Here is a 17258-nt window from a genome sequence, read left to right as displayed (position 1 = left end):
CAAAGCCTCCACCAAAGCACGAGGACCTGCTCGGGATTCGAAGTCGAAGCGAGACGCAGGGCAGCGCGGTGGGCGGGTGCGTGATTCTGCGTTACCGCCGCACGTCAACGCGAAGAAGGTGGAGCGGGAGCGGCGGAAGATCGCGCGTCAGCGCTCCGCTCTGAAGCGCGCCGCGCTGGTGGCGGCGGCACTCGTCGTGGTGGTCGGATCGTGGGTGGCTTTGCTCAACTCGCCATCCTTCACCATCGAGGAGATCCGGGTCGAGGGGATCAGCGAGCTCTCCGAGCAGGAGGTGGTCGCCATCGCCGCTGTGGATGAGGACGCGACACTCCTGAACATCGACGCGGACGGTGTCATAGAGCGACTGAGACAGGTGCCATGGGTAGCCGAGGCGGATATCATGCGGCTCTTTCCCTCGACGCTCCTGATCAGCGTAGAGGAGCGCGAGCGGTTCGCCATGGTGGACGCAGGCGTGACGTTCTGGTCGGTCGATCGCGCGGGGCGAGTGCTGGGCGAGTCTATCCCGGACACCGGAACGTCGTTGCCGGTGATACGCGACGTGGTGCAGTTCGAGCCGGTTGCCGGTGAGGTGACCGGCTCCGAAGCGGTGAAGAACGCACTCGCGATCTTGAAGGGCATATCGCCGGAGCTGCTCGAGATGACGGCCATGGTCTCGGCCCCCAGCCCCGAGGAGACCGCGCTGCTCACGGAGGCGAACGTGGAGGTGATGCTGGGGCGGGCCGAACAGCTCACCGAGAAGTCGGCGCTCGCTCTGCAGATCATGCGAGAGCAGGGGAGCGGCGTGGTGTTCATCGATGTCCGTTCGCTCGAGCGTCCGATCTCACGGGGCATCACCGACTGAGCGTACGAGCGTGGGTTGGCGAGATCCTGTCCGCGTGCGGGATGCGGCCCGAGATGACGAAGATTCTCGTTGCAAACCCCTTGCGTTTAGTATAAGGTTCGTGTGAAGATTGACCTTTGCCCAGATACAGTAAACGTCAAGTATAGGCTTAGGCTATAGGAAGAACGGGCAGCTCAGGAGGCTCATGATGCTTGAGACGGGGGCGAACTACCTGGCGGTCATCAAGGTCGTCGGCGTGGGTGGTGGCGGGACGAACGCCGTCAACCGGATGGTCGAGGCCGGGGTCAAGGGTGTCGAGTTCATCGCGGTGAACACTGACATGCAGGCCCTGTTGATGTCCGATGCCGACTACACCGTTCACGTGGGTGTGGGCCTCACCAAGGGGCTGGGCGCCGGAGCGGATCCCGACGTGGGCCTCAACGCCGCGGAGGAGAATCGCGGGGAGATCAAGGAAGCGCTGCAGGGCGCCGACATGGTCTTCATCACCGCTGGTGAAGGTGGCGGTACGGGTACGGGTGCGGCGCCGGTGATCGCCGAGATCGCCAAGGAGGAGATCGGCGCCCTCACCGTGGCCGTTGTGACGAGGCCGTTCGCGTTCGAGGGCCGCAAGCGTGCGATCCAGGCCGAGGAAGGCATCAAGCGCCTCCGGGATCACGTAGACACGCTGATCATCATCCCCAACGACCGGCTGCTCCAGGTTGCGGAGAAGAAGACGTCCATCCTGGATGCGTTCCGGATCGCGGACGACGTCCTCCGTCAGGGCTGCCAGGGCATCACCGACCTGATCACGGTTCCCGGTCTGATCAACCTCGACTTCGCTGATGTTCGGACCATCATGAAGGATGCCGGGACGGCGCTCATGGGCATCGGAGTGGCCACTGGGGACAACCGAGCTCACGAGGCCGCGAAGGCGGCCATCGCCAGCCCGCTCCTGGAGTCGAGCATCGAGGGAGCGAACGGCGTGCTTCTGTCCATCTCGGGCGGCAGCGACCTTGGACTGTTCGAGGTCAACGAGGCGGCCGAGGTCGTGCAGGCCGCGGCGCACCCTGATGCGAACATCATCTTCGGCGCCGTGATCGACGACTCGATGATGGATGAGATCCGAGTGACGGTCATCGCCACCGGCTTCGGCCAGCGCAAGAAGCAGGAGACGATGGAGTTCGAGAACGCGCTGACCGAGGATGAAGGACCACGCATCCCGACGTTCGACCTGCCCGCGAGCGCACAGGAGGACGATCTCGATATCCCCGCGTTCCTGAAGCGCCGGAGTTACTAGAGACACCCGGGCCGTGCACGAGCACGACCCGTGATGTTCAGGCCGCCGTGTGACGAGTCGAGCGCTCGTCACACGGCGGCCCCCGTTACAGGCGACGAGGGTGGTCATGCTGCCGTCTACGTCGAAGGCCCCGCCCGATGCCGGGCGGGGCCTTCGCTCGTCCGGCGCGAGTCCGTGCCGGACGGGAGACGACGTTCGTCCCTTACTCCGCGGGAGGTGCTGGCGGCGCGGGAGGCGCCGGCGGAGCGGGGGGCGCTGGCGCCGGGGGCGGCGTGGGAGCCGCCGGAGGCGCCGGAGGTGCCGCGGGGGGAGCCGGGGGCTGGTAGCCGCCGGTGGGCCCTGCCATAGGAGGCTGTCCGCCCTTACCACGCTTGATCTTCTTGAAGACCATGAAGTAGTAGACGACGGCCGCGATGAAGCCGACGAACACGAGCAGCAGGATCCAGATCAGCTTGGAGTTGCCGGTGGAGTTGGGGTACTCGTGCTCCTGGCGGAGGATGGCGTCGATGAGCATCCAGATGTTGAAGACGCCAAGAAGGACCGCCGGGATCATGATGCATGCCCAGATACCGCACGCGACAGCGCCTGCGGCCGCGTCCTCACCGCTGCTGTAGTAGTCCTGTGCGAGAGCCGGTGCCGCCATAGTGAGAACGTAGGCAGCGGTTCCAAGTGCCGCGGAAAACGAGAATGACCGCTTCATATGCATCACCCCCCTCGGCGAGCAGTCATAGACTATCGTGCAGGAGACGGGTGTGCGGCCCGCGTCCTGCGATAGAGTGTGACGGATAGGTGACGGTTTGACTAGCCGAAAAGGGTCGCGCGGGGCTGTGCGACCGACGTGCGGCCGGGAAGGGGTACGAACGGTGTTCGAACGCGTCGAACGGGACGGTATCGCGATCCATACGGTGCCAGACCTGTTCGCCCGGTGCGGGGTCGGCATCGCCTTCTCCGAGCGCGGCGGAGGCGTGAGCAAGGGGGCGTACGCGTCACTCGACCTCGCCGGCCACGTGGGGGACGAGCCGGCGCTCGTGGACATGAACCGGACCCGTCTGCTCGGCTCGATAGGCATCGATGCGCTCCGGAGTGCGCTGACGACCGCGGAACAGGTACACGGCGCTGTCGTCAGCGAGGTGACGACAGCCGAGAGCGGATCGGGAGCTTTCGTCACGGGTGGAGCGGGACCCGTGCCCGGAGCCGACGCGCTCTTGACGCGCGAGCGAGGCATCCCGCTGCTGCTGATGTTCGCCGACTGCGTGCCTGTGGTGCTGGTGCGGCCGTCGGTTCCCGCTGTCGCTGTGGTGCACGCGGGATGGCGCGGCGCCGCCGCCGGCGTGGTCGAGTCGGCGGTGGCCGCTTTGGATGCGCTGCCGGGGCCGGACGACATGGAGGCGTTCGTGGGTCCCCATATCGGCGGGTGTTGTTACGAAGTCGGGGCCGACTGCGTGTCGCATTTCGATAACTCGTTTGTTACGATTACCGCGGCTTCTAGCCGCCTGGACCTGGGGGCGGTCATCGCGGACGCGCTCGAGCGATCAGGAATCCCGGAAGGGCGCCAGTGGCACCTGGGTATCTGCACCGCACACAACACGGATCGCTTCTACTCGCACCGCGCCGAAGGCCCGACCGGACGGCACGGCGCGCTCGCGGTCATCATCTGACCCTTCTTGTGTTGTCGTTCATGATGGCGCTGACCGCGTCGGGGTGCACCGGTGGGGGAACGGGGCGCACCGAGGTGATCGTCACGGGATCGACTACGCTGCTGCCCATCACCGAGGTCTCAGGGGAGATGTTCTCCGAGGAGCACGAGGGCACGACGGTGCTCGTCTCGGGCATGGGCTCCTCGGCAGGTATCGAGAGCGTGTCCACCGGCTCCTCCGATATCGGGACGTCATCGCGCGAGCTTAAAGAGAACGAGTTCGAGCTGGGGCTCGTGGATACCCCGGTGGCCTACGACGCCATCGCGGTGATCGTGCATCCTGACAATCCGGTCCGCGATCTCACCACGATGGAGGTGCGCGCGATATTCGCCGGCGTGATCACGAACTGGAGCGAGGTGGGTGGTCCTGACCTTGAGATCGGCATCGTGAACCGCGACGAAGCATCCGGGACCCGTGAGGCGTTCCTGAAGATCGTCATGGACGACGCGCAGTTCGACCGGGGTGCGGTGGTGCTTCCAGGCACCGGTCAGGTCCGGTCGGTCATCGCCGATGTGAAAGGCGCCGTGGGGTACATCTCGCTCGGCTTCGTGACCGACGACGTGCGGGCCGTGGCCATCGATGGTGTAGAGCCCACCGAGGAGACGGTCGTCTCGGGCGACTATCCCGTGCAGCGCGTGCTGCACTTCTTCACCGACGGAGAGCCTGAGGGCGTGGCGCGGGAGTACATCGACTATGTGCTGTCCCCGGCGGTGCAGGATACGATAGTGCGCGAAGCCGGTTTCATCCCGATCACGGCGAAGGAGGGTCTCGGTGGCTGAGCCCGGACAGACCCCTGACGCCGGGAGGGGCACGGACGCACCGGCCGCGGCCAGCGGCCTGAAGATGATGTCCCGTGCCACTTACCTCCGGGAGGCGCTCCTCAAGAACCTGTTCCTGGTCTGCGCCGTGGTGGCCGTGGCCGCCGTGGCGCTCATCTTCGTCTTCACCATGGCCCGCGGGTGGGAGGTCGTGAAGGACCCCGGTCTGGTCGCGTTCCTCGGCGGGAGCGAGTGGTCGGCCACGCTCGGGCGGTTCGGCATCATGCCGCTGGTGGTGGGCACGCTCGCCATCACCATCGGGTCGCTCGTGCTGGGCGCTCCGCTCGCCATCGGTACAGCGGTCTTCCTCTCGGAGATCGCATCGCCGAGGATGCGGGCGATCGTGCGTCCGGCCGTGGAGATGCTGGCAGGCGTGCCCTCGGTGGTATACGGCTTCTTCGGGCTCGTGATCCTGCGGCCCATCGTGGCCGAGATGACCGGGGGTATGGGCTTTGGCACGCTCACCGCCTCGATCATCCTGGCGGTGATGATCGTGCCGACGATCGCGACGCTCACGGAAGATGCGCTGGGCTCGGTGCCTCCGGGCATCCGCGAGGCGAGCTACGCGATGGGGGCCACCACCTGGCAGACCATCTACAAGGTGCTCCTGCCCGCGGCCAAGATCGGCATCATCGACGCCACGATCCTGGGCATGGGACGCGCCATCGGGGAGACGATGGCGGTCGTCATGGTGGCCGGCAACGCGCCACAGTTCTTCAAGGGTCTCGGGGCGCCGATCGCCACCCTCACGAGCCAGATCGTCATCGACATGAGTTATGCCACCGGTACCCACAAGACCGCGCTCTTCGGTCTTGCGATCATCCTGTTCCTGATATCGATGGGGCTCGTCGCGCTCGTTCGCGCGCTGTCCCGGCTGAACGCGAAGAAGGCGTAGGCGGTCATGGGAAAGCGGTTGACCAACAGGATCGCGGTAGGGGTGCTGTGGCTGTGCGGCCTCACCACCGTGCTCGTCCTGGGCGCCGTGATCGTCTATGTGTTCGTGCAGGGAATTGGGCAGATCACGCCGGAGTTCATCTTCACGGCGCCGCATGGTGTGAACGCCGAGGGGGGCATCGGGCCTACGATCGTGGCCACGATCTACGTGACGGGTCTTGCGATGCTCATCGTGACGCCGGTGGCGGTGTTGGCGGCTGTCTACCTTGCCGAGTATGCGGTGCAAGGACGCCTCGTGAACACGATACGGTTCGCCGCCGACACCCTGGCGAGCGTGCCGTCGATCGTTATGGGCCTCTTCGGCTTCGCGCTGTTCATCGAGGCGATGGGACTCGGGTTCTCGGTGCTCTCGGGCGCGCTGGCGCTCTCGTTCCTGATGCTGCCCATCGTTATGCGCGCGACCGAGGAGGCCATCCGCGCAGTGCCGCGGTTCATCCGCTGGGGCAGCTACGGACTCGGCGCCAGCAAGTGGCAGACGGTGAGCAGGATCGTGCTGCCCGCCGCGCTGCCGCGCATCCTCACAGGCCTCATCCTTGCGATGGGCCGTGCCGTTGGTGAGACGGCGGTCGTGATCTTCACCATGGGCCAGGCCATCTACATGCCGCTGGTGCCGCTCGACCCCGGTCGCTCCATGACGGTCCACCTGTACACGCTTGCGATGGAGGGCATCAACATGGATGCGGCCTACGGGACCGCGTTGCTGTTGATGGTCATGATCCTCATCTTCAACTTGTCCGCCCGGTGGCTCGCCGCCCGGAACAGGAGGCTCAAGGGATGACAGCAATGCCCGCTCCCGCGCACACCGATGCCCTCACGGGAGCCGCGAAGTTCAGCGTTCGCGACCTCGACTTCTACTACGGTGACTTCCACGCGCTCACCGGCATCACTATCGACGTGCGCGAGAACGCCGTCACCGCGTTCATCGGCCCGTCGGGTTGCGGCAAGTCGACGTTCCTGCGGTGCCTTAACCGCATGAACGACCTCATTCCGGGAACGCGCATCGACGGGACGATCACCCTCGACGATGAGGACATCTACGGCCCCGGCGTCGATCCGGTGGACCTTCGGCGACGCGTGGGGATGATCTTCCAGCAGCCCAACCCGTTCCCGATGTCCATCTACGACAACGTCGCATTCGGCCCGCGCTTGCACGGCATCAAGAACAAGGGGCAGCTGGATGAGATCGTGGAGCAGGCGCTCGTGCGCGCGAACCTGTGGAAAGAGGTCAAGGACATCATGGGACGCGGCGGGCTCACGCTCTCCGGCGGCCAGCAGCAGCGGCTGTGCATCGCACGTGTGCTCGCGGTGCAGCCCGACGTGCTCCTGATGGACGAACCGTGCTCGGCGATCGACCCCACGAGCGTGCAGAAGGTCGAAGACCTCATGGCCGACCTGAAGAGCTCGGTGACGATCATCATCGTCACGCACAACATGCAGCAGGCTGCGCGCGTCTCCGATGAGACCGCGTTCTTCCTGCAGGAGAGGCAGGGCGAGCCAGCCGAGTTGATCGAGTTCGGGCGGACCGCCGAGATCTTCACCAGCCCGCACGACCGGCGGACCGAGGATTACATCACCGGACGGTTCGGCTAGGGTCCGTCCACGCGCGGGTGAGCGAGGCGGGAGACGGGTAGGCACGGTGTAACGGACACGTCACATGTGTGCCGGTACGGGACGGCTATACTGGCTGCACGCTCGCGGCGGCCATCGAAGGAGACGACGATCACCATGCGTGAGACCTATCGCAACGAACTCAAGGCCATCAAAGCCGAGGTCGTGGACATCGGCCGCCTCGTCATCGAGATGACGCGCGACTCCACCGTGTCCCTCGTGGAAGGCGACGTCGATCTCGCCGAGCGGGTGATCGCCACCGATGATGAACTCGACAGCCGCACGATCCAGCTCGAGGAGCGGATGATCGAGACGATCGCCACGCAGTTCCCGGTGGGTCGTGACCTGCGGCTGCTGTACTCGCTCGGCCACATCAACATGCACATGGAGCGTATGGGCGACCTGGCGGTCAACATTTCCAAGGCGACCCGCCGCACGGCGGCCCGCACGGGCCCCCGTACGATGTACGACCTGATCCGGGCGCAGGGCAATCTCGTGCACCGCGTGCTCGAGGCCATGTTGGAGGCGCTCGAGACGAAGGATCTGGAGCTCGCGTACAAGCTCAAGGAGATGGACGAACCCATCGATCACCTGTTCAAGCAGTTCTTCCGGGAGCTCAGCAGGTTGCAGGACGAGGAAGAGATCGAGTGGGTGAGCAGCATGGTGCTCGCTTCACGGTATCTGGAGCGGATCGCCGACCACGCAGTGGATATCGGTGAGCGGCTGGTGTATATGGTCACCGGAGAGTTCGAGGTGTTCGAAGACGGTTTCGGGGACGAATCGGGGTCGCCAGAGGCGTGAGCCAGATCGCCGAGCGATACGAGGCGGTCCGCCGCCGCGTCCGTGACGCGGCCGACTGCGCCGGGCGCGACGCCGACGATATCACCATCGTCGCCGTGGCCAAGACGGTGGGTCCGCCCGAGGTGCGCGCGGCCATCGCGGCCGGGGTGACCGACTTCGGCGAGAACCGCGTGCAGGAGTTCGTTGCCAAGCGCGGGTTGTTCCCGGACGTGCGCTGGCATTTCATCGGCACGCTTCAATCCAACAAGGCGCAGCACGTGGTAGGGTCGGCGGCGCTGATCCACTCGGTGGACTCCCTGAGCCTGCTGGAGCGCATAGATCGCATCGCCGGCACGCGCGGGGTCGTGCAGCCGGTGCTCCTCCAGGTGAATATCTCGCACGAAGCCTCCAAGCACGGTATCGACCGCTCGGAGGTGGAGGAGATGCTCACCGCCTCGATCGAGCTGCCCAACGTGCGCGTGAAGGGGTTGATGACGATCGCACCGCTGCAGCGCGCCGAGGGCGTGCGCTGGGTGTTCCGCGACATGCGCACGCTGTTTGAATCCCTCGGCGGTATGCGTTTCAATGGCGTAGAGTTGACCGAGCTCTCGATGGGCATGACGAACGACTTCGAGGTCGCCATCGAGGAGGGTGCCACGATCGTGCGTATCGGTCGGGCGATCTTCGGCAGATAGGACCCGCGTACCCGATGCAAGGAGCAGACCGTGAGCGTGTGGCGTGACATCAAGGCGAGGCTCGGGTTCGGCGACGACTACGACGACTACGACGATTACGATGACGTCGACGAGGGCGCGGAGTTCGATGCGCGTCCGCAGTACCGCAGTCCGTACGATGAAGAGCCGACGTCGGTGCGGCGCGTGGCGCGCGAGCCCGATGTCGACCGTGCGCGCGACGCAGCGCGTGCCGGTTCGGTGGTTCCGGGACCCGGCGTGCAGGCCGTCCCTCAGGTGAAGATGCAGATCGTGGAGCCCCGGGCGTACGCCGAGGTTCAGTCGATCGCCGACAAGTTCAAGAGCGGGATGCCGGTCATCATGAACCTCACGATGACCGACCCCGAGCTCGCCAAGCGCTTCATCGACTTCGCGTCCGGGCTCACGTACGGCCTCAACGGCGGCCTTCAGAAGGTGTCCGAGAAGGTCTTCATGCTCACTCCGGCCAACGTGGACGTGAGTGACGCTCAGCGTGCCGCGCTTCGCGACAGGGGTCTCTTCGGGATCGAGAGGTGAGGTAGCCGATGAGCGATACATACACGCTCGCCATCGTGGGTGGCGGGCGGATGGGAGAAGCCATCGCCGCAGGTCTCATCGCCGCCGGTGAGCTCGCCGCCGATGAGATCGTGGTGGCCGAGCCCTCGGCGAAGCGGCGCGAGGTGTTCGAGCGGCAGGGGATCGCCACGGTCGTGGACGGCCACGAGGTGGCGTCGCGGGCGGAGATGCTCCTTCTCGCCGTGAAGCCGCAGATCATCGATGCCGTGGTGGCGCACATCGCCGATGAGGTGGGCGAGGGCACGGTGGTCGTTTCCATCGCCGTTGGCGTCCCCACCGCGCGGCTCGAAGCGCTGCTTCCCACCGGCACGCCGGTGGTGCGCGTGATGCCGAACACCCCCACGATGGTGGGACAGGGTATGGCCGCGATCAGCGGCGGCTCCGCCGCGACCGACGAACACGTGGAGCGCGTGCGCGGGGTGTTCCAGGCGGTGGGTGAAGCCGTGGTGATCGCCGAGCAGGCCCAGGATGCGGCCGGGGCGATCTCCGGTTCCGGGCCGGCCTACGCCGCCATGTTCGTGGGCGCGCTCGCCCGTGCCGGAGTACGGCAGGGTCTCTCGCATGACGTGGCGCAGGCGCTTGCCGTCCAGACGATCAGGGGCACGATGGACCTCTTCTCCCGCACGGAGATGCACGCCGAGGAGCTCGTCGACTGGGTCGCGAGTCCGGGAGGCACCACGATCGCCGCCCTCGCGGCGCTCGAGTCGGGCGGGTTCCGCGCGGCGATCGATGACGCGGTGGCGGCCGCGGTGGCCCGCTCCGAGGAGCTGGGCTCGTGACGCTCGCCGCCCTTCTCAGCCAGCTCGTGAGGTTCTACGAGATCCTCATCATCGCCTACATCCTGATGTCGTGGTTCCGTCCGAGCAGCGGCATGCTGCTGGACATCTACCGTGTGCTCGGCACGATCACCGAGCCGTGGCTGGGGATATTCCGGCGGTTCATCCCGCCGATGGGCGGGATCGACTTCTCACCGATCGTGGCGTTGCTGGTCCTGCGGCTCGTCGCCAACGCCCTGATACGTGTGATGACCACGCTTTAGGTTAGAATGCCGGAGTAGACCAGACGGGTCTCGAGGAAGGATCGTTTCATGAGACTCACACCTCTCGACATACATCACAAGGAGTTCAACCACGCCCTCCGCGGCTACAACGAGGCGGAGGTCGACGAGTTCCTCGACCAGGTGGCCGACGAGCTCGAGCGGCTGTTCAAGGAGAACATCGACCTCTCGGAGAGGATCGAAGCGCTCGAGGAGAAGGTGCGCACCTATCAGGACATGGAGCGCACGCTCCACAACACCCTGCTCTCGGCGCAGAAGTCGGCAGACGAGATCACGCAGAAGGCGCAGCGCGAAGCGGATGCCGTACTCAAGGAAGCCGAGGTCAAGGGCAAGGACATCATCCACTCGGCGCTCACCAACAAGCAGAAGGCGACAGCCGAGCTCGGCCGCATCAAACAGGCCGAGGAGGAGTTCCGTTCGTCGTTCAGGGCGTTGCTCGAGAAGCACCTTGCCACGCTTGCCGAGGTAGGCTTGCCCGATGACGTCCAGGCTGTCGTGGAAGAGGCGGCCGAGGACGTCCAGACGGGCGGCGCACCCCGGCAGGAGTCGTGGGACATCCCGGCCTCTCCGGTCCGGGAACCGGAGGCCCCGGCCGTTGCCCCCGCATCACAGGCGCCCGCGCCGACGGAGCGCGCCGTCGACGAGTCGCCTGAGCCCCCGAGCAGCGGTTTCGTGGCAAGCCTGCACCTCGGCGATCTTGGCGAGGCCGAGATCGAGCCCGATGCGACCGTGGAGTTCGACGTGGCCGAGTTCGGCTTCGGTGAACGCGAGGACGATACCGACATCGAGGAGATCGACTAGGCGCCGGATCATGCGTATCGCGGTCCATGTCACCCCCAGGTCCGCTCGCGACGAGGTCGCGGGCTGGCGTGGGGGTGAGTTGTTTGTACGGGTGCGGGCGGTGCCGGAAGACGGCAAGGCGAACACGGCGGTGTGCACGGCCGTCGCCAAGGCACTAGGAGTCCCCAAGTCGGCGGTGGACGTCATTCGCGGGGGCGCGAGCCGTCACAAGCAGGTCGAGGTGGAGGGTGTCACGGACGCCGACGTCGTCCGGGTGTTCGGGCGGCCGCCGGAAGGGTCCGGCTGAGATGTCGGCGAAGCATCGTCCGGTGACCGTCCAGCGCGACGACTCGGGGTGCACCCGTCCGGATCGGCCGGTGGTCACCGTGGGCGAGGACGTGCTCACCATCGTGGCACCCGCACCGGCGCACACGGGCTGGCGGACGGCCGCTATCCTGTATGGCGCCCCATGGACGGCGGCCGTAGTGGTCGCGAGCGTGTGGTATCTGGGCTGGGGGTTCCCTGACGGCTTCTGGTATCGCCTGCTCATCTGGGTGGTCCTGATGCTGTTGACTGCCGCGCTGCACGCCATCGCGTTCCTCACGTTCTGGGGCACGGTGTACGCCCGGAGCGGTGTGGAGACGCTCACCATCGATCCGGCCCGGATCACCGTCCGCCGTCAGGCGGGCAGGGTGCCGATCGGGCTTCACATCCCCCGCCATGCCATCGAGAGCGCGAGATCGTTGCCAGCGCATCCCAAAGGCCGTCCGCATCCGCGCATCGAGATCAGCGCATGGCGCTCGGCCATACGGCTGGGGGCCGGGATGACGGGAGCGCAGGCCGCCGAATGCGTAGAGGTGCTCACCGCGTTCTTCGAGCGTGAGGAGTACGTGCGTGCGTTGACCCCCGCGCCCGAGGGGGATACCATCGCAGCTACGCGAGCCGGGAGGCTCGCCGGCACGACCATGGCGACGACAGGGACGAGTAGGACCGATACCGGCCTCATCAAGCGAGCGGGGACAGTGGGAGCCCGCGTGGCGCGGCGGTTCCGAAGATCACCCTAGAGCCTCGGCCCGAACGGCCCGGCAGGGACAAGTAGACGTCGACGGCAGCCCCCGTTATCGGGCGACCGAGTGGCGCGGCCTCATCCGAGGTGCGCAAGCTGGGTGGTACCGCGGAGTAGACCTCATGGAGGCGCGCTTCGTCCCAGACGCGGACGGGCGCGCCTTTGCGTTGCGCGGCATGGATGGTCAACGGTGAGAGGACCGGTGGGATGGGCGAGAAGCAGGACTTCAAGAGCACGATGAACCTCCCGCGCACGGAGTTCCCGATGCGCGCGAACCTCAGTACCCGAGAGCCTGATTGGCTGCGGTTCTGGGAGGAGAACGACATCTACCGGCGCTCGCTTGAGGCGACCCGTGATGGCGAGCCCTTCGTGCTGCACGACGGCCCCCCGTACGCGAACGGCCACATCCACATGGGCACCGCCTACAACAAGGTGCTGAAGGACCTCATCGTCAAGTACAAGAGCATGCGTGGCTGCTACTCGCCGTACGTGCCGGGCTGGGACTGCCACGGTCAGCCGATCGAGCACCAGGTGGAGAAGAACCTCGGCCCGGAGAAGATGGCCGCCATCAGTCAGGCCAAGCTGCGCGAACTGTGCCGCGACTACGCGCTCAAGTTCGTGGACGTGCAGCGCGAGGAGTTCAAGCGGCTCGGCGTGCGCGGGGATTGGGACGACCCGTACCTGACGCTCGCGCACGAGTACGAGGCCGGCAACGTGGAGATCTTCAAGACGATGTACCTCGACGGCGCCATACACAAGGGCGCCAAGCCGATCCACTGGTGCGTGCGTTGCCACACCGCTCTCGCCGAGGCGGAGATCGAGTACGCGGACGAGACGTCGGACTCCATCTACGTGGCGTTCGCCTTCACGGATGAGACGCCGTGGGACGCGGCCGGCCCGGTGTCGCTGCTGATCTGGACCACAACGCCGTGGACGCTTCCGGCCAACGTCGCCGTCACGCTTGCCGACGACGCCGACTACGTGGGCGTGAGAACGCCCGACGGGCGCGTTCTCGTGATGGCCGAGGTGCTCGTGCCATCGGTGGCCGGGGCCGCGGGTTGGGAGTCCTACGAGGTGCTCGACACGCGGGTGAAAGGGCGCGATCTCGCCGGACTGCACTATGCCCAGCCGGTCCACGAGGGCGTGAGCGGTGTTGTGGTGACGGGCGAGCACGTGGAGCTCTCCACAGGTACCGGCGCCGTCCATACCGCGCCGGGCCATGGCGACGAGGACTACATCATGGGCGTCCGGCACGGACTGCCGATGCCGATGCCCGTGCAGGACGACGGCACGTTCGACGCAGGCGGGGGTCCCTTCGAGGGGATGCGCGTGTGGGACGCCAATCCCAGGATCATCGAATGGCTCGGCGAGCGCGGGACGCTCGTCGCGTCGGCGAGGATCTCACACAGCTATCCGCACTGCTGGCGATGCAAGCAGCCGGTGATCTTCCGCGCCACGGAGCAGTGGTTCGTGAGCATGGAGAAGACCGGTCTTCGCGAGAACGCCATGCGTGCGATCGGCGAGGTGCAATGGATCCCCGGGTGGAGCGTCAACCGGATGTCCTCGATGGTGGCCGACCGGCCCGACTGGTGCATCAGCCGCCAGCGCGCATGGGGGGTGCCGATACCCGTGTTCACCTGCGCCAAGTGCGGAGAGACCGTGGCCACGGAGGCGACGTTCGACGCGGTGATCGACCTGTTCCGCACCGAAGGCGCGGACGCGTGGTTCACGCACAAGCCGGCCGACTACCTGCCGCAGGACACGGTCTGCGGCCGATGCGGCGCGGGTGTGGACGACCTCAAGCCCGAGGACGATATCGTGGACGTGTGGTGGGAGTCGGGTGTGTCGCACACCGCGGTGCTTGAGGCCCGTGATGAGTTGCACCGCCCGGCCGAGCTGTACCTCGAGGGGTCCGACCAGCACCGCGGATGGTTCCAGTCGGCGCTGCTCACGAGCGTGGGAGCGTACGGTATCGCTCCCTACGAGCGCGTGCTCACCCACGGGTTCATCGTGGACGGCGAGGGCCGCAAGATGTCCAAGTCGCTCGGCAACACCATCTCGCCGCTCGATGTCATCGAGAAGTCAGGCGCCGATATCATCAGGCTGTGGGTCGCCTCGGCAGACTATGGCCAGGACATCAACGTCTCCAACGAGATCCTCGACAGGACCGGCGAGGCGTATCGCCGCATCCGCAACACCTTCCGGTTCCTGCTGTCGAACCTCTACGACTACAGCCCGGAGCACGAGGTGGCATGGAGCGAGATGGAGGAGATGGACCGGTTCGCGCTGGTGCAGCTCGCGGACCTCACGGCCAAAGTGACGGCCGCGTACGACGGATGGCGGTTCCATCAGGTGTTCCACGCGGTGCATGGTTACTGCGTGACAGAGCTGTCCTCGTACTACCTGGACGTGCTCAAGGACCGGCTGTACGCCGACGCCGCCGACTCCACGGGCCGCAGGAGCGCGCAGACGGTGCTCGCGACCATCCTCACCACGCTGGTGCGCCTGATCGCGCCGGTGCTGACGTTCACCACCGAGGAGGTATGGCAGTTCATGCCCGAAGCGCTGCGCGGCGACGTGGTGAGCGTGCAGCTCGCGGGCTGGCCTGCCGTGGACGTTCCTGCCGATGATGCGGCGGTCCTGCGGGAGCAGTACGGTGTCGTGCTAGCGGTGCGCGACGTTGCCACCAAGGCGCTCGAGGAAGCGCGGAACGCCGGGACGGTGGGCAAGAGCCAGGAGGCGCGGCTCGTCGTCGACGCCCCGGCCGAGGTGCTCGAGGTGCTGGGCGCGCGTCACAGCGGCGTGCTCGCGGAGCTCTTCATCGTCTCAGAGGTCGCCCTCGGCGCCGAGTCGTCGGAGATCTCCGTACGGGTGGAGCGTGCGTCCGGGGAGAAGTGTCCGCGGTGCTGGAACCTGCGCGCGCTCGGTCCGGACGGGTTGTGTGGGCGCTGCTCGGAAGTGGTCGCGGAGCTCGGCTGAGCCGCGGGCGCGGGGCGCGTCACAGCCCCGTGGTATATACTCGGGAACGTGGACCTGACCGGCGCCTCCTGCGGGGAGGCGCCGTAGTATAACCCCCGCACGCAGGGAGGATAGACGATGAAGGCGCTTGATATCGCCGCGCTGAAGGAGTCGCTGGAGCGCGAGCGCGAACGGGTGCTCGAGGAGATCGCCGAGTATGAGCGCTCTGACTCGGAGACGCTCTCGGACGTCTCCGGCGAGAACAACTATCGCGATCACATGGCCGACCAGGGTTCGGCGACCTTCTCGCGTGAGCTCGATCTGAGCCTCGAGCACCAGGCACGCGAGGGGCTCGCGCAGATCGATCGGGCGCTTGCCCGCATCGAGGACGGGACGTACGGCATCTGCGTCCGCTGCGGCGAGCCGATAGCGCCGGCGCGCCTCGAGGCCATGCCCGAGGCGGACCTGTGCATCGCCTGCAAGGAACGCGAGGAGAACGCGTAGTGACGGTCCGTCGGGGGCTGGCGTTCGCCGCTATCGTCGCGGCTGTCGTGGCGATCGACCAGGCGACCAAAGCGGTCGTGCGCGCGTCCATGGACGTCTACGAGCAGATCCCGGTCATCGACGGTGTGCTCTGGCTCACGCACATCGAGAACACCGGAGCCGCCTTCGGCATGCTCCGGGGCCAGCAGTGGTTCCTGATCGCCACCGCGGTGGCGATGCTTGCGGTCGTGGCCTACGTGGTGCTGACCGTGCGGCTCGAAAGCGGGTGGGCGCGCATCGCGCTCGCTCTCGTATCGGGAGGCGCCATCGGCAACCTGATCGATCGCGCGGGCGCCGGTGCGGTCACCGACTTCTTCGACCTCGGCTGGTTCCCGGTCTTCAACGTGGCGGACATCGCGCTCGACGTGGGTGTGGCCATCCTCGTAGGGGTCCTGTTGTTCGGCCGTGGGCCGCTCTCCGTGTCCGCTGCGGCCACCGAAGACAGCGTCCCGGGCGCCGACATGTCGCGGGAGGTGCTCGGCAACGATGCCGGAACGCCTGACGCATAACGTCCGTGCCGAGGAGGCCGGCACCCGGCTTGACGTCTTGATGGCGCAGGCCGATCTCGCACACTCGCGCTCCGCCGCGCAGCGTCTTCTGGCCGAGGGAGCCGTGCGGGTCAACGGCGACGTCGCCACCAAGCGCCATCTCGTGCGGGCGGGCGAGCGCATCGAGGTCTTCGTGATGACTGAGGAAGAGACCGTTCTCGAGGCCGAAGACATCCCGCTGGACATCCGGTACGAGGACGCGCACCTCCTCGTGCTGTCGAAGCCCGCGGGGCTCGTGGTGCATCCCGCTCGCGGCCATACGTCGGGGACGCTCGTGCACGCGTTGCTCGCGCACACCGACGACCTCGGCACACAGGCGGGCGAGGAGCGTCCCGGCATCGTCCACCGGCTCGACAAGGACACGTCGGGGCTGATGATGGTGGCCAAGACCGACGAGACGCAGATCGCGCTTTCCGAGGCGCTCAAGATCCGCTCGGTGGAGCGCCGCTACGTGACCCTGGTGCACGGCTACATCGCGCCCGATACCGGCATCATCGACGCGCCGCTGGCCCGCCACCCCAAGGACCGCTTGCGGATGGCGGTGAGCGACCATCCGGACGCCAAGCAGTCGGTGACCACCTTCCGGGTGCTCGACCGGTACATGGCGGGCACGCACGACGACGGCTATACGCTGGTGGAATGCAAGCTCTACACCGGCCGGACGCACCAGATCAGAGTGCACATGCTCTACATCGACCACCCCGTGGTGGGCGACCCGATGTACGGGCGGAGAAGGCCGAAGGCCGACCTCGGCCTGGAGCGGCAGTTCCTGCACGCATACCGGATAGCGTTCGAGCACCCCGCCACCGGCGAGACGATCGACCTGCTCGATCCGCTGCCCGCCGACCTGGCCGAGCCGCTCTCCCGGTTGCAGCCGGAGTCGATGGGACGGACCGCGGCGGGTGACGAGGTCATGCCGCTCGTCCTGCCGGGAGGATAGCCTCACTCTCCACGGGACCTCCACATCCGCTGCGCGCCGCACCCGCAGGGCGGTGCTATCGTGTGGGTGATATGGAGGAGGCGTG

At 66.6% G+C, this 17258-nt stretch carries 20 protein-coding genes; 19 read left to right on the top strand and 1 reads right to left on the bottom strand.

What is annotated here, in order from left to right:
* Nucleotides 1–76: 76 nt before the first annotated feature.
* Together MSB02_RS02400 and ftsZ are read left to right on the top strand one after the other, a co-directional pair.
* Nucleotides 77–862: a cell division protein FtsQ/DivIB gene (locus tag MSB02_RS02400; protein ID WP_267193616.1), complete on the top strand. Its 786-nt coding sequence runs from the start codon at nucleotides 77–79 to the stop codon at nucleotides 860–862.
* A 187-nt stretch (nucleotides 863–1049) separates the two neighbouring features.
* On the top strand, nucleotides 1050–2138 hold the full coding sequence (gene ftsZ / locus MSB02_RS02395; RefSeq protein WP_267193615.1) for a cell division protein FtsZ: 1089 nt from the start codon (nucleotides 1050–1052) through the stop codon (nucleotides 2136–2138).
* Nucleotides 2139–2340: 202 nt separating this feature from the next.
* Here the strand turns inward: ftsZ and MSB02_RS02390 are convergent, their stop codons facing one another.
* Nucleotides 2341–2781, bottom strand: coding sequence for a PLD nuclease N-terminal domain-containing protein (locus MSB02_RS02390; RefSeq protein ID WP_267193614.1), 441 nt, complete (start codon nucleotides 2779–2781; stop codon nucleotides 2341–2343).
* A gap of 220 nt (nucleotides 2782–3001) precedes the next feature.
* Between MSB02_RS02390 and MSB02_RS02385 the strand changes: the two genes are divergently transcribed.
* From MSB02_RS02385 to MSB02_RS02305, 17 genes are all read left to right on the top strand, one after another.
* Complete coding sequence (locus tag MSB02_RS02385) at nucleotides 3002–3796, top strand: polyphenol oxidase family protein (RefSeq protein WP_267193613.1); 795 nt, start codon at nucleotides 3002–3004, stop codon at nucleotides 3794–3796.
* Between the two features lie 20 nt (nucleotides 3797–3816).
* Nucleotides 3817–4614 carry a phosphate ABC transporter substrate-binding protein gene (locus MSB02_RS02380; protein WP_267193612.1) on the top strand — a complete coding sequence of 266 codons (798 nt, stop codon included), beginning with the start codon at nucleotides 3817–3819 and terminating at the stop codon, nucleotides 4612–4614.
* Nucleotides 4607–5548, top strand: coding sequence for a phosphate ABC transporter permease subunit PstC (gene pstC, locus MSB02_RS02375; RefSeq protein ID WP_267193611.1), 942 nt, complete (start codon nucleotides 4607–4609; stop codon nucleotides 5546–5548). The genes MSB02_RS02380 and pstC overlap by 8 nt, the downstream gene beginning before the upstream one ends.
* Before the next feature lie 6 nt (nucleotides 5549–5554).
* Nucleotides 5555–6385: a phosphate ABC transporter permease PstA gene (gene pstA, locus MSB02_RS02370; RefSeq protein WP_267193610.1), complete on the top strand. Its 831-nt coding sequence runs from the start codon at nucleotides 5555–5557 to the stop codon at nucleotides 6383–6385.
* The gene (pstB, locus tag MSB02_RS02365) at nucleotides 6382–7197 is read left to right on the top strand and encodes a phosphate ABC transporter ATP-binding protein PstB (protein ID WP_267193609.1); all 816 of its coding nucleotides are present in this window, start codon (nucleotides 6382–6384) and stop codon (nucleotides 7195–7197) included. The genes pstA and pstB overlap by 4 nt, the downstream gene beginning before the upstream one ends.
* A 135-nt stretch (nucleotides 7198–7332) precedes the next feature.
* Nucleotides 7333–8016 carry a phosphate signaling complex protein PhoU gene (gene phoU, locus MSB02_RS02360; RefSeq protein WP_267193608.1) on the top strand — a complete coding sequence of 228 codons (684 nt, stop codon included), beginning with the start codon at nucleotides 7333–7335 and terminating at the stop codon, nucleotides 8014–8016.
* Nucleotides 8013–8690 carry a YggS family pyridoxal phosphate-dependent enzyme gene (locus MSB02_RS02355; RefSeq protein WP_267193607.1) on the top strand — a complete coding sequence of 226 codons (678 nt, stop codon included), beginning with the start codon at nucleotides 8013–8015 and terminating at the stop codon, nucleotides 8688–8690. Before phoU ends, MSB02_RS02355 begins: the two co-directional genes overlap by 4 nt.
* A gap of 30 nt (nucleotides 8691–8720) precedes the next feature.
* Nucleotides 8721–9242 carry a cell division protein SepF gene (locus MSB02_RS02350; protein ID WP_267193606.1) on the top strand — a complete coding sequence of 174 codons (522 nt, stop codon included), beginning with the start codon at nucleotides 8721–8723 and terminating at the stop codon, nucleotides 9240–9242.
* An 8-nt stretch (nucleotides 9243–9250) separates the two neighbouring features.
* Complete coding sequence (gene proC / locus MSB02_RS02345) at nucleotides 9251–10060, top strand: pyrroline-5-carboxylate reductase (protein ID WP_267193605.1); 810 nt, start codon at nucleotides 9251–9253, stop codon at nucleotides 10058–10060.
* Nucleotides 10057–10320 carry a YggT family protein gene (locus MSB02_RS02340; protein ID WP_267193604.1) on the top strand — a complete coding sequence of 88 codons (264 nt, stop codon included), beginning with the start codon at nucleotides 10057–10059 and terminating at the stop codon, nucleotides 10318–10320. The genes proC and MSB02_RS02340 overlap by 4 nt, the downstream gene beginning before the upstream one ends.
* Nucleotides 10321–10368: 48 nt before the next feature.
* Nucleotides 10369–11139 (top strand): DivIVA domain-containing protein, encoded by a 771-nt coding sequence (locus MSB02_RS02335; RefSeq protein ID WP_267193603.1) that lies wholly within the window; start codon nucleotides 10369–10371, stop codon nucleotides 11137–11139.
* A 10-nt stretch (nucleotides 11140–11149) separates the two neighbouring features.
* Nucleotides 11150–11425 carry a DUF167 domain-containing protein gene (locus tag MSB02_RS02330; RefSeq protein ID WP_267193602.1) on the top strand — a complete coding sequence of 92 codons (276 nt, stop codon included), beginning with the start codon at nucleotides 11150–11152 and terminating at the stop codon, nucleotides 11423–11425.
* Nucleotide 11426: 1 nt separating this feature from the next.
* Entirely contained in the window at nucleotides 11427–12182 is a 756-nt protein-coding gene (locus MSB02_RS02325) for a hypothetical protein (RefSeq protein ID WP_267193601.1), read from the top strand.
* Nucleotides 12183–12391: 209 nt separating this feature from the next.
* The gene (gene ileS / locus MSB02_RS02320) at nucleotides 12392–15163 is read left to right on the top strand and encodes an isoleucine--tRNA ligase (RefSeq protein ID WP_267193600.1); all 2772 of its coding nucleotides are present in this window, start codon (nucleotides 12392–12394) and stop codon (nucleotides 15161–15163) included.
* Between the two features lie 117 nt (nucleotides 15164–15280).
* Nucleotides 15281–15646, top strand: a complete 366-nt coding sequence (locus tag MSB02_RS02315) for a TraR/DksA family transcriptional regulator (RefSeq protein ID WP_267193599.1) — start codon at nucleotides 15281–15283, stop codon at nucleotides 15644–15646.
* Nucleotides 15646–16194, top strand: a complete 549-nt coding sequence (gene lspA, locus MSB02_RS02310; RefSeq protein WP_267193598.1) for a signal peptidase II — start codon at nucleotides 15646–15648, stop codon at nucleotides 16192–16194. Before MSB02_RS02315 ends, lspA begins: the two co-directional genes overlap by 1 nt.
* Entirely contained in the window at nucleotides 16172–17173 is a 1002-nt protein-coding gene (locus MSB02_RS02305) for an RluA family pseudouridine synthase (protein ID WP_267193597.1), read from the top strand. Before lspA ends, MSB02_RS02305 begins: the two co-directional genes overlap by 23 nt.
* The last annotated feature ends 85 nt before the right edge of the window (nucleotides 17174–17258 follow it).

It is taken from the genome of Anaerosoma tenue, assembly GCF_023161965.1.
Classification (GTDB): Bacteria; Actinomycetota; Coriobacteriia; order Anaerosomatales; family Anaerosomataceae; genus Anaerosoma; species Anaerosoma tenue.
The sequence above is the reverse complement of the archived record's forward strand: the minus strand, read 5'-3'. Positions and strand labels throughout refer to the sequence as shown.

Excerpts from the sequence above, each read along its gene's own strand:
- proC (WP_267193605.1), top strand. The coding sequence starts at position 9,251 with ATGAGCGATACATACACGCTCGCCATCGTGGGTGGCGGGCGGATGGGA.
- MSB02_RS02390 (WP_267193614.1), bottom strand. The coding sequence starts at position 2,781 with ATGGCGGCACCGGCTCTCGCACAGGACTACTACAGCAGCGGTGAGGAC.
- ileS (WP_267193600.1), top strand. The coding sequence starts at position 12,392 with ATGGGCGAGAAGCAGGACTTCAAGAGCACGATGAACCTCCCGCGCACG.
- MSB02_RS02330 (WP_267193602.1), top strand. The coding sequence starts at position 11,150 with ATGCGTATCGCGGTCCATGTCACCCCCAGGTCCGCTCGCGACGAGGTC.
- MSB02_RS02305 (WP_267193597.1), top strand. The coding sequence starts at position 16,172 with ATGCCGGAACGCCTGACGCATAACGTCCGTGCCGAGGAGGCCGGCACC.
- ftsZ (WP_267193615.1), top strand. The coding sequence starts at position 1,050 with ATGCTTGAGACGGGGGCGAACTACCTGGCGGTCATCAAGGTCGTCGGC.
- phoU (WP_267193608.1), top strand. The coding sequence starts at position 7,333 with ATGCGTGAGACCTATCGCAACGAACTCAAGGCCATCAAAGCCGAGGTC.
- MSB02_RS02315 (WP_267193599.1), top strand. The coding sequence starts at position 15,281 with ATGAAGGCGCTTGATATCGCCGCGCTGAAGGAGTCGCTGGAGCGCGAG.
- MSB02_RS02335 (WP_267193603.1), top strand. The coding sequence starts at position 10,369 with ATGAGACTCACACCTCTCGACATACATCACAAGGAGTTCAACCACGCC.
- MSB02_RS02325 (WP_267193601.1), top strand. The coding sequence starts at position 11,427 with ATGTCGGCGAAGCATCGTCCGGTGACCGTCCAGCGCGACGACTCGGGG.
- pstA (WP_267193610.1), top strand. The coding sequence starts at position 5,555 with ATGGGAAAGCGGTTGACCAACAGGATCGCGGTAGGGGTGCTGTGGCTG.
- MSB02_RS02380 (WP_267193612.1), top strand. The coding sequence starts at position 3,817 with ATGATGGCGCTGACCGCGTCGGGGTGCACCGGTGGGGGAACGGGGCGC.
- pstB (WP_267193609.1), top strand. The coding sequence starts at position 6,382 with ATGACAGCAATGCCCGCTCCCGCGCACACCGATGCCCTCACGGGAGCC.